The sequence below is a fragment of the Massilia glaciei genome (assembly GCF_003011895.2).
Lineage (GTDB): Bacteria > Pseudomonadota > Gammaproteobacteria > Burkholderiales > Burkholderiaceae_D > Telluria_A > Telluria_A glaciei.
This window is the reverse complement of sequence record NZ_PXWF02000241.1, coordinates 1-11,611: the sequence shown is the minus strand read 5'-3', so window position 1 is coordinate 11,611 and position 11,611 is coordinate 1. Positions and strand designations below refer to the sequence as shown.

The following is an 11,611-nucleotide window of genomic DNA, read 5'->3' as shown; positions in this document are numbered from 1 at the left end:
GGGCCGAGCGTGTGGCTTGGCGCTTGTCGACAATACGTTAATGTCGAGCAAAAAACTCAAAACCCGACCCCGCGCGTGACACTTTGATCTCGCTCGAAATCGATGTCTTCAAGTCCGTACAGCGACGACTGGCGCATGAACTCCACCAACGACTTTTTGTTACCTGACAGGCTCTCATACGCCGACCGTGAGAGCACGACCGCGACTGATCGACCATCCAAAGTAATATCTTGTGGTCCTTCGCTTTCGACCAGTTTCACAAGCTCAAATAGACGCGCTTGCGCTTCTTGCATTTGCCATGTTTTCATCTGTACCCTCGCCGCCCAATTTCAGACTTGGTAAGAATTTAGCAAATGCGCTGTCTTGTGCCAAGCGCCGCTCGCCAAAAAGCCGACGCACACGGACCAGGAAGGTTCGTCGTTCGTGGCGGCCAAAAACGACTGCCCGCCTCGAAAGCGCTACTTTGAGACAACTGTGGCGGACCTCATGCCCAGAGCGCGGACGTCGAACACGTGCGTGTCGAGCGTCTTTCCCGCCGGATCGGTGAGCGTCAACACGTGCCGCCCGGCCTGCGGCAGCGCGAGCAACACCATGTTCTGCCCGCAGCGCGCGACCGGTTTGCCGTCGAGGCGCAGGCAGGTGCGGGCCGCGCTGCTCGCTTGCAGCAGCAATGACTGGCGCCGCTCGGGGATGTCGGGATCGGGAGCGATGACCGCGCCATTTGGCGGCGCAATCAGCTGCGCGCGCGCGGCAACCAACTCCCGCGTGACGCTCGCGTCGGCGGGCCGCACGCCGTCCGCGATGACCCAGTCGCTGCGGGCCGCTTCAAACGCCGGCTTGAACACCACGTCCTGGCGCTGCACGCCCGCCGGCGGCACGGGCGCGCCACCGCCGGTTTGTTCGTGCAAATGTTCGACGATGTCGCGCCAGACCGGGGCGGCGCCGGTGATGCCCGAGACGTCCCACATGGGCTCGCCCGAGAAATTGCCGACCCAGACGCCGACGGTGTAGCGGTTCGTGTAGCCGATCGTCCAGTTGTCACGCATGCCCTTGCTGGTGCCGGTCTTGACGGCGGCCCAGGAGCGTGTCGACAAGGCGCTCGAGAGGCCGAAGGTGACCGCGCGCGCGCTCGGATCGGACAGGATGTCGCCCACGATAAAACTGGCTTGCGCACTGAGCACCTGCCGTCCGGCGTCCCGGGCCTGGCCGTCGGTGAAGCGCACGGGCGTCCATTTTCCGCCGTTGGCGAGCACGCGGTAGGCGTTGCTCAGCTCGAGCAGGTTGGTCTCGGCGCCGCCCAGCGCCAGGCCGAAGCCATAATGGTCGGCGTCGCGCGACATGCTGCTCAGGCCCAGATCGCGCAGGGTGCCCAGAAAGCGGTCCACGCCCACCATGGTCAGGGCACGCACCGCCGGCACGTTGAGCGACGAACCGAGCGCCGTGCGCACGCTCACCGCGCCACGGAAATGGCGGTCGTAGTCCTGCGGCGTGTACAGTCCCGATGGCGTGCTCAGCGCCAGCGGCGAGTCGTCAAGCACGGAGCTGGCCGTCAGCCAGCGCTGGTCCATCGCGAGGCCGAACAGGAACGGCTTGAGCGTCGATCCGGGCTGGCGTTCGGCGGCCACGCCGTCGACCTCCGACGCGCTCGAAAACTTGCCGCTCGAGCCGACATAGGCCAGCACCTCGCCGCTTTGATTGTCGAGCACGACGACGGCGCCGTCTTCGACCCGGCGTCCGGCCAGTTCGGCCAGGTGGGTGCGCAAGGTTTCGCTGGCAAATCGTTGTAGATCGGCGTCGATGGTCACGCGCAATTGTTCGCCGGGCACGCGCAGCAAGCGCCGCGCCAGATGCGGCGCATCGTTCACGCCGGGCATGGCGTAGCCCTTGCGCGGCAGGTTGCGCGCGGTAAATTGCGCCCGCTCACAGGTCGAGGCCATCTGCATGCTGCGCAAGGTCGCGCAGGCGCGCCGGCCGATGTTTTGGCGGCTCGCGCCGGGGCCGCGGATGAGCACCGCAAGCACCGCCGCATCGGCGCTGTTGAGGCCGCCGGGACCGGTGGCCAGCAGGCCGCGCGCCGCGGCGTCGATGCCGACCAGCTCGCCGCGGAAGGGCACCATGTTGAGGTAGGCCTCGAGGATCTCGCGTTTGCTCCAGTGCAGCTCGATGGCCATGGCGTTGCGCATCTGCCGCAGTTTTCCACGCCAGCTGTGCGCGCCGGACTTGGTCGACGGGTCGATCAGGCTGGCCAGTTGCATGCTGATCGTGCTGGCGCCGCGCGCCCGGCTGCGATGGATATTGTCGACCAGCGCCGAGGCCACCCCCAGCGGATCGACCCCGATGTGATGCCAGAAACGCTGGTCTTCGGATACCACCACCGCCCGCAGCAGCACCGGCGACATCGCATCGAGTGGTATCCATTCGAGCATGCGCTGCTTGAGGTCCAGGCGCAGGCGTTCGATCACCACATTGTTGCGGTCGAGCAGAACCGACTCCGAACTGCGGCGCGCATCGCGCACCTGCTCGTAACGCGGCACCCGCGCCGTTAGAACGAACACGGCGGTGATGACGCACAGGACGGCGCAGGAGGCCCCGAACATTCGCGCACCGCGCAACACCCTCTTGCGGAAGAATAGTGCGCGCCATGCCGGCCTGCGCCATGCAAGCTTGGGCCACTTAAGCTTGGGCCACTTAAGCTTTGGCCTTGCCAACTTGCGCCAATCCACCCTATTTGCCCGCCGCGGTCACGTCCATCTTCGCCACCGGCATTTCGCCGAATATTTCGGGGGCGTACATGGCTTCGACCCGTGAGGCGGGCATTTCGAAACGCCCGGCGCCGTTCAGGCGCACGGTGTACTCGATCGTGAATTTCCCCTTGGGCACGTAGCTGTAATAGGCGCGGAAGCCGTCGAAGGCGCGCTCCTCGAACGCGGGCCGCTGCCAGCCGAGCTTCTTGCCACCCGCCGCCAGCTGCGCCGAGTCGCCGCCCAGCCCGCTTCCCAAAATGCTCGCACCCGCCGGCACCGGATCGTTCAGCACCACCCAGGTCCGGTCCGATTGGGCGTCGATCTCGAGGGTCACGCGGTAGGTGTCGCCACTGTGCCAGGTCCCGCCCTTTTTCTGCTCGACCGGGGTCACCGTGCGTTTAATGCTGTAACCGGCGAACAAAGGTTTTTCAAGCGGCAAGGAGGCGCGCGAGGCGACGAAGGCCCATGGCTTGCCCCCTCCCTCGTGCTGCAGCGACAAAGGGGCGGCCGCGGCTGGCCACGCGAAGTGGGCCGCCAGTCCCGCCCCCATCGGCGTGCCAAGGGTCGGGTCGCCGGTGCCGCCGGCGCTCCCCGCAACGGCCTCGCTCCACGACAATTGGCGCACCTGGTCGCCCAGTTGGACGCTGCTGCCGCCATTGACCGGTATGTTTTCGTAGCGGTCCTTGAAATGGCGCAGCGCCAGCACGCCCCAGGCATTGGCAACGGTGGTGCTCCAGCGCCCCTTGCTCTGGCGGCCGAGGGCGCCGCGCGCGAGGCGGCCGGCGTCCGCCGCCGGGAACGCCGGATCGTCGCGCATCAGGCGCAGGGCGCGCACCGCGTTGACGTCGGGCGACACCATCAGCCACCAAAGGTAGTCGCTTTTTTCGGTCGAGAAACTCATCGTGGTGCCCGAGAACATCAGGCGAGAGCGCAAGATCTGCTGCGCCTCGGCCAGTTTGCGGTCCCGGTCCGGCACCTCCTTCAGGTGCGTGAGCACCGATATCCAGTCGATCACGCCCGAACTCGGCCACAGATTGGGCGCGATCTCGAGCGACTCGAGCATGGTCGGCTTGGCATGGCCGTGGCGCGCCAGCGCGTCGATCGCGGCCAGCTTGCGCAGGACGACATCGGCCGTTTGCAGCGAGCCGTAACGATGGATGCGGCCGGCGACGAAGTTTTCCAAGCCGCGCAACATGAGGTTGCGCGGCGCCTCGGGGATCTCGTAACCGGCTTCGTTGGCGATGGTCAGCAAGTAGGCCGTGAGCGCATCGTCGCCTGCCAGCCAGGCCATGGGGAAATAGCGCGCCAAGCCGTCGCCGTCGAGGAACGACGGCAGGCTGTTCATGACGCCGGTCCACCGGACCGGGTCTTGCAGCGCGACCGCGACCGACGCGCGCTGCTCCAGGCAGGTGTAGGGATAGCGCGTCATCCATTCGCGCAGGCCGCCCAACTCGCCGCCCAGTGAATTTACCAGACGCACATCGACGCCGCCGCGCCCGGCCACCGCGCCCGCCGGTTTCTGGACCTGGAAGCTCCACGCCTTGCCCGGCTCGAGTTGCTCCAGCGTCTGTTGGTAGACGCGCACCGGGTGTGCGGCGCCAACGCTTTGCACGAACTTGAGCGCGTCGCGGGCTGGTTTGAGCGCGCCCGGCGCCACGACCTCGGTCGCGGCTATGTTCCAGTTCAATTTTTGCGCATCGAAGGGCACCGTGGCCGGGAACGACAGCGTGCTCGCCTCGCCGGCTTTGAGGCTGATGCGCTGCGTGCCGACCGGCTTTTCGGCCGCGCCGCCTTCGACGCCCATGCCGACGCTCATGCCGGCGCTCACGTCGAGTGTGAGGGGCCGGTCGCCGCCGTTGCGCACCGTCACGCTGGCGTCGAAGCGGTCGCCTTCGCGCACGAACGGCGACAGGCCCGAAAACAGCATCACGTCCTGGGTCGTGCGGATGATGGCGCTGCCCGAGCCGAATTGCATGTCGCCCCCGTGGGCGATGGCCGCTATGCGGAACGATGTCAGCGAGTCATTGAGCGGCACTTCGACGCGCGCGTTGCCGCGTGCGTCGAGCCGCAGCGCCGGGTTCCACAGCAGCAGGGTGTCGAACAGCTCGCGCGCGTTGGCGCCCTCCCCGCCGCCGCCGCCGGGCGCGGCCGACTTCTTGCCGAAATGGCGCTTGCCGATCACTTGCGACTGCGCGGTCGACGTCACCACCTCCTCGGGACGGCGCTGCATCATCGCTTCAAGCAGTTTCCAGGAAGTGGGCGAGACCAGCGACAGCAAGCCCTCGTCCACCGCCGCCAGCGCGACCTCTGCATTGGCGGCCGGTCTGCCGGCGCTGTCGGTCACATGGATATTGACAAAAGCGCGGTCGCGCACCCGGTAGATCTGCTTTTCGGGTTCGACCTTGACCTTCAATTCATAGGCGTCCCAGCCGACGCGGATCTGCGCGATGCCGAGCCTGAATGCCGGCTTGGTCAGATCGACCAGCGCGGTCGGATGGGTATCGCTATCGGCCGGCAGTTTTTTTGCCAGTCCGAGAAACACGCCGATCCGGTTGAACAGGCGCCGCAGCCACGAATACCGCGTCGATTCAGGGTCGATGCGCCCGCGCACCACCATGACCGAGATATAGGTGTTGGGACCAAAATTCTTTGCGATCGGAACCTCGATATATGGCGACTTGGCGCTGATCGACACCACGTTTGAATAGAGCACGCCTTCACGCTCGACCGTCACCAGCGCGGTCGCTTCGCGGAAAGGCATGCGCACTTCGAAGCGCGCCGTCTCGCCCGGTTTGTAGTCGCGTTTATCGGACAACACGTCGATCCGGTCGTTGGCCGAGGCGGCATACCAGTTATCGCCGTCGGCGACATACAGTTCGCTGCTCGCTTGCGCGACGTTGCCATCATCGTCTTTCGCCTTGGCGACCAACATCAGCTCGCCCGATTCCGGCGACTCGCCCGCGCACTGCAACACGCCGCGCGTGTCGGTCTTGCCGCTGCAAAGCTCGCCGACGAGCTTGACCTCGGCTGTCTGTTCGTAGGCATAAAAGCCGCCCAGCAAGCGCTTGCGGTAGGCATACGTCTTGCGCTGATAGGCATCGACGTTGATCTTGCGATTGGGCTGAGGCTGGCCCAGCGCATCCAAGGCCAGCACCTTGAACGACATCTTTTCCTTGGTGGCGTAACCACCATCGACGCGCAAGCCCAATACCAGCGCCGACGGCAGCACCAGCACCCGCGCCGCCGATGTGAGGATTTGGCCGTTCGGGTCGACGTACTCCATTTCCACTTCGAGCGCGCGCGCTTCGTCCGCCTTTGGCAGGCCGTCGAAGCTCACGCGCGTTCCGCCGCTCGCGTCCAGGGTGGCGCTGCGGGTGCGCACCGGGTAGCCTGCGACGAGCGCGGTCACATCGCCGGATTCGTCATCGCCGCTTTCGCCCTCCTCCGGATCGTAGGAATACGGCGCGACCGCTTCGATCCCCACTTTCGGCGCCTTGCCGCCGAAAGTGAAATCGTCGTAGTCGCGGAACTGCAGCGGATAGGCCACCAGCCTGCTGCGGAATTTGACGGGCGCCCCGGCCGCGGCGCCGCCCGACAAATAGCTCAATTGCGCATCGACGTCGACGCGCGCTGCCCTGATCTGCGGCTTGGAGGGCGGCTTGAGCACGGCCTTCATGAGCGGCACGCGGAATTGCTCGACACGGAAGCTGCCCGATTGCCGCGCGCCCGTGGCAAGAGCCAGCGTGACCGAATAGCTACCCAGCTTCGCCTCCTTGGGAATGGCCCAACTGGACACACCCGCCCCGCCCCGCCAAGTGATCGGCACTTCGTACTCCTGGTCGCTGCCATTGTGGGTCAGCGTCGCCTTGCCGGCCAACTGCTCCGGCTTGAGACCGGCAAAACCGGCACCGGTATGCGTGCGCACGAAGTGTTTCATCGAAACCGTTTCGCCGGCCCGGAACAAGGGGCGGTCAAACACGGTATGGGCCACGACGGGATCTGTCGAACCTGCGCCACCGAGATTGAACTGCCATGGTTCGATGCCGTTGCTCCATCTGGTCAGGGCGAAGGACATGTCCTTTTCTTTGCGGGCCACGATCAACAGTCCGGGGCAAGTCTTTGCGTAATAATCGGTTGGCAATTCCTCGTTGATGCGCACCACGCCGTCACCATCCGTCTTGCCGCTCCATAGGGGATCGCCGTCGCAGGTCAGCACGTTGACCTCGGCGTTTTTGACCGGCTTGGCATTGTCGAGCTGCGTCACCCAGGCGAGCGACGATTCACGTCCGAGTTTGAAATGCACCGCCATATTGGTGACCAACGCGCTGGAATAGGCGTAATACGGTTTCTCGGTGCCGTGCAAAGCTTGGCCCAGGCGTTTGCTGGCGAATTCCACGACGTAGAAACCTGGCGATGGCAACGGTATGCCCATCAGCTCGAGCGTGCGCGGCCCCTCGGCGCGCGGCAGCGTCACCGGTGTGGCCGTGTAGTCGCCATCCTTTTTGCCGAACAGGAGTGGGATCTCGCCCTCGCGGCGCGGCCGATCCTGTTCCTGCTCGTCGCTTCGCGTTTGGTGCGGCGGGGTCAACACCTTGTTGAGCCAGTTGGCGATGCTGGTGTCGCTGCTGGTGTCGATGCGCGCAATCTTGCCATCGCCGCTGGACCGCGCCCCGCCGGCGACTTTGGCCTGCAGGCCCTTCAGTGTGGCCTCCACGTTGCGCACGCTGACCGGCAGAACCGGCTGCGCATTGGCTTCCAGGATACCAAAATGAGATGGGAATTTGATGAGCGGCAGATCGTCGTCGATGCGTATTTTTAAAGGAAACGACGACGCATTCGCCAATGGCCGTTTCGCATCGTCTTGAAATCCGGGAGGCAGCGTGATGGTCACTTCGCTGCGCGATGCGAACGGCCCTTTAAATGTCAGCGATTGAACGGTTTTTTCCAGCGGATCGAGCGTCGGGCGGACCACCTTGCCGTCGGCGCCGCGCAATTCGATCGCGGCGGCCAATTTGGCGTCGACCGGTGCCGTAAAATTGAGCGAGATCGGCACCACGGGGATGCAACCGGCTTTCGGGTTGACGCGCTCACAGGTGGACTTGACCGAAAAATCCTTGCGCACCTTGAAGGGCAGGGTTTGGTCGGCGTCGGTGGCGACACCAGTGGCGGTGCGGATGCCGGCACCCCAGACGATATTCACCTCGCTGCCGGCGGCAAGCTTGCGGCCGCAGCGCGCCACCAGCGCGAGCGGGGCTTGGTCGAGACGCTTGTCCTTGACCTTCAGCAGTCCCTCATGCCCGCGTTTGTTCAATACCAGGAAAAAATCACCGGCTTTGCCCTTTTGTTCAGCAAGGATCTGTTCGCGCTCTTTGCCCTCGATAATTTGCAGAGGCACCCGCTCGCCGAGTCCATTGGTCCTGCAATAGGCATGCTCGCGCACGCTGGCCATATCGGCCACCGCATCAAGGCCGAGCAGAAAGACCTGGTCCTCGTCTACGTCCTCGTTGCCCTCTCGCGGCCAAGTCTCGCGGACCGAAGGACCGCCGGTACTGAAGTCGAAAGCGGCAGGACTGACGTCTTTGCCGGACAAGGCTTTGAGCTTGGGACGGGTGCTGAAATTGCACTTGATCCCGGCTGGCAGATCGGACTCGAAATCGTAGAGCCAGTTACGGGCGTCGGCCCAACGTCCATTTCCTTTCGCCGCGCAGCCGATGTCGAACGGCGGTTCCAATCGCGGGTCGCCAAATGCGACCATCGGTTCGGAGAAGCGGGCGGCGACTTGGCGCACATCTTTGATGGACCCTTTGGGATTGAAAGACTCCACCACGGCGCGCGGATCGGCTGAGGGCTGCGCAAAAACAAGTCCAGAAAAAACGATGGCTGTCGCCACAACACCGCGCGCAAATTGCATGTAATTTCCTTGTTTTTGGAGCGTGCGCTCCACATAGACGCCGGAACATGGGTTCATCTCATCGATCGGCACCGTGTACCGGGTCATGAGGTCGGATATCCAATGTTGAAATTCGTGCAAAATTCTCCCACATGCATAGGCGTTTGGCAATTGATCATTGGTTCGCCGGAGATCAGGGGACCCGTCACGGCGCCACGCGAAACGCACGCGTGGTGAGCGACAATTATCGCGTGGCATCGGGCGTCGTTTTCCGGCTTGGACCCTTCAGTTCCAATCGTCCAAGAGTAAGCCGGGGACCATCGAAAATGCCTGGTCGTGCGTCACGAGCGTCAGACCGATTGCCAAGGCATGAGCGGCTATCATCATGTCAAGCGCGCCGAGAACCTTTCCGCTGCTTGTCATGCTCGCCCGCAAGGTTCCATAGGAGGCAGCGGCGTCGCTGTCCCACGGAACGCTTTCGACGTGCCGCAAGAATTCACGGACAGCAGCATGCAGCCGCGTCGCTCCAGGCCGTTTCGCCAGCCAGAACAGCAGCTCCCCCTCGGTAACCGCAGAAATACAAACGTCCGCCACAGGCGACATCTGAAGACGCGCGACAGTCGCGCCCCCCTTGAGCAGATCGCTGACCGTGTTGGTGTCGAGCATGTACCGCATCAATCGGTCTCCTTCCAGGCGTCGAAAGGGTCGCGCTCAACGGCGCCTTGCGCCCGCTCACTACAGCCCAGGAAATCTGGGGGCACGTCGGCGCCTTTGACCGCCTCGAGAAAGGCGGTCCAGTCATTCGGCCTGCGCGACAGGATCACATCGCCAGTCACCGGGTCGCGCCGGATGAACACTTCCTTTGCGTCGAAGCGAAACTCGGCGGGAAGACGCACCGCCTGACTGCTCCCGTTCATGAATATTTTTGCGATCTTGTGCATCTTGTCCTCCATACCACGCGAGTATATATTAAAGTATATACTACGCAAACACGGGACGGCTATTCGTTTCTGTATAACCGATACCAGCTCTTGAACAAAAACGTATAGCCCTTGATCGCGTTCTGAAATGAAGAAACCTCAGCCGTACCTTATTTCACTTTCATGCGTGACCAAAACATCACCGCCAACCATGCCATGGCAAGGGTGAACATGACCAAATAGGCGATGTGATGCCACAACGGAGCTCCCAGATCGGCGCCAATCACTTTCAACGCAATTTGCGCGGCATGATACGACGGCCAGATCGGCGCAAGCTTACCGAGAAACTGCGGCAGCAAGCTGATCGGCAGCCACAGCCCGGATAGAAACGCCATCGGCAGATAGATGAAGTTCACGACAGCTGGCGCCGCTTGGGCATTGACCAGTATCCCGATGACCAGGCCCAGCGCGCAAAACGGGAGAGAGCTCAACAAGCTGACCAACATCAGCTGCGACCATTGGCTGGCTTCAAGATGCACACCACCCAAGGTGGCTGCCAATACGGCCAATTCCAGGAAAATAATGAAGGCGAAGATCATCGCCATGATCATCTTCGATACGAAGTAGGCGCCAGGAAGGGCCGGAACCGCGCGACGCCATGTCAGCCAGCCGCGGTCTTTTTCCACCGCCACGCTGACGCCGAAACCGAACAGGCCCGGACCCATCACACCAAAGATGCAATACGTCGCCAGCATATAGGCGCTGACGCCCCCCTTGCCTCTCGCCATCAGCAAGCCGAACAGCGAATAGAACATCGCCGGAAATAACAATGCCGGCAAGGCGAACATCGGCATGCGCAACATGCGAATGAATTCAAGACGTGCTTCGGTCGCATATACCGACCACACGCTGTATGAAAGGTTCGAACTCAACGTTGGCGTGTTCATTTGACTTGCTCCCTGGTCAATTCCAAAAACGCTTCGGCCAAACCGGCACGTTTGATTTCAAGCTGCTGTAGGGTTTCGTCCTCATTCAATAAACGGCGTGTCACCAATTCGGCATCCTGCGTTTGAATCATCAGGTATTGGCCGTCGTGGCTTGCGCTTTCGATGCCAGGCCATTGTTTGATTTTTTCGATTTCGATTTGGCTAACGCACCGAATGCGGCGCAGGGAAACGCGTGAACGAATCGATTCAACGCTGCCCTCGGCAATGACCGAACCATGCGCGATCACCATGACGCGGTCCGCCAAGGCCTCGGCTTCTTCCAAATAGTGCGTGGTCAGGACAATCGCGCAGCCTTCCGCTACCAGTTTGCGCAGGCATTGCCACATCGCTTCGCGCGCTTCGATATCCAGACCCACTGTTGGTTCATCGAGAAACAGAATGTCCACTTTGGCGCAGATCGCCAACGCGAACTGCACGCGGCGTTGTTGGCCACCGGACAGCTTGCCGTAGAAACGCGGAAGCAAATCGGCGACGCCGGCCATCTCGCAGATTTCGGCGACCGCACGTTTCTTTTGGTAATAACTCTGCGTCAATGCAATCAACTCCGAAACACGCAAGGTTTCCGGCAGTTCGGCGCTTTGCAGCATGACGCCGATGCGTTGTCGGGCAGATAGTTCCTTCGGATTCTGGTCAAACAGGCTGACCCTTCCAGAGTCGGCCTCAATCAGATTGAGCAGCAATGAAACCGCCGTCGTTTTACCTGCACCATTGGGGCCCAGCAAGGCCAGCATTTCGCCGGCGTTCACCGATAAGCTCAGGCTATCGAGCGCTCTCAGCTTGCCGTAACACTTGCTGACGTTTTCAAGTCTGGCCAGTGTCTCTTTGATATTTTGTGAATCGCGCATTATGGTTTCCTCCGTGAAACCAGTATGCTTGTGCGACCAAAGCGGCGTAAGTGGGTTTCGTCAGCGATGTCGCATGACATTTGTCAGATCTGAACGCGCAAAGATGCCGTCCTCAGCGTCTAAGCAGCAGTCGGGAACCGGGGAAATCTGTCGCCCCCCTTCGCGAGCCAACGACCTCTCAATGTTGTTACGTCCGCCAATATTT

The 11,611-nt window shown here is 62.5% G+C and carries 8 protein-coding genes; 1 reads left to right on the top strand and 7 read right to left on the bottom strand.

The genetic code is table 11. The annotated features are described in order from the left end of the window. Window positions 1–56 precede the first annotated feature (56 nt). The 3 genes from C7C56_RS15490 to C7C56_RS15480 all read right to left on the bottom strand — a co-directional run bounded on the left by C7C56_RS15490 (window position 57) and on the right by C7C56_RS15480 (window position 8,055). A complete protein-coding gene (locus tag C7C56_RS15490; RefSeq protein WP_106758274.1) occupies window positions 57–308 on the bottom strand; it encodes a type II toxin-antitoxin system Phd/YefM family antitoxin in 252 nt (83 codons plus the stop codon). A gap of 150 nt (window positions 309–458) precedes the next feature. Next, a complete protein-coding gene (gene pbpC, locus C7C56_RS15485) occupies window positions 459–2,597 on the bottom strand; it encodes a penicillin-binding protein 1C (RefSeq protein ID WP_106758273.1) in 2,139 nt (712 codons plus the stop codon). Window positions 2,598–2,724: 127 nt separating this feature from the next. Beyond that, window positions 2,725–8,055, bottom strand: a complete 5,331-nt coding sequence (locus C7C56_RS15480) for an alpha-2-macroglobulin family protein (protein WP_181373195.1) — start codon at window positions 8,053–8,055, stop codon at window positions 2,725–2,727. On the opposite strand from C7C56_RS15480, the gene C7C56_RS28915 reads away from it, so the two are divergent. Then, complete coding sequence (locus tag C7C56_RS28915) at window positions 8,038–8,589, top strand: hypothetical protein (protein ID WP_181373194.1); 552 nt, start codon at window positions 8,038–8,040, stop codon at window positions 8,587–8,589. The genes C7C56_RS15480 and C7C56_RS28915 overlap by 18 nt on opposite strands. 330 nt (window positions 8,590–8,919) lie before the next feature. Here C7C56_RS28915 and C7C56_RS15475 read toward each other — a convergent pair whose 3' ends face one another. From C7C56_RS15475 to C7C56_RS15460, 4 genes are all read right to left on the bottom strand, one after another. After that, the gene (locus C7C56_RS15475) at window positions 8,920–9,300 is read right to left on the bottom strand and encodes a type II toxin-antitoxin system VapC family toxin (protein WP_106758271.1); all 381 of its coding nucleotides are present in this window, start codon (window positions 9,298–9,300) and stop codon (window positions 8,920–8,922) included. An 8-nt stretch (window positions 9,301–9,308) separates the two neighbouring features. Further along, window positions 9,309–9,575 (bottom strand): antitoxin, encoded by a 267-nt coding sequence (locus C7C56_RS15470; RefSeq protein ID WP_106758303.1) that lies wholly within the window; start codon window positions 9,573–9,575, stop codon window positions 9,309–9,311. Between the two features lie 149 nt (window positions 9,576–9,724). Further along, on the bottom strand, window positions 9,725–10,501 hold the full coding sequence (locus C7C56_RS15465; protein ID WP_106758270.1) for an ABC transporter permease: 777 nt from the start codon (window positions 10,499–10,501) through the stop codon (window positions 9,725–9,727). Next, complete coding sequence (locus C7C56_RS15460; protein ID WP_106758269.1) at window positions 10,498–11,406, bottom strand: ABC transporter ATP-binding protein; 909 nt, start codon at window positions 11,404–11,406, stop codon at window positions 10,498–10,500. Before C7C56_RS15460 ends, C7C56_RS15465 begins: the two co-directional genes overlap by 4 nt. Window positions 11,407–11,611: the final 205 nt, after the last annotated feature.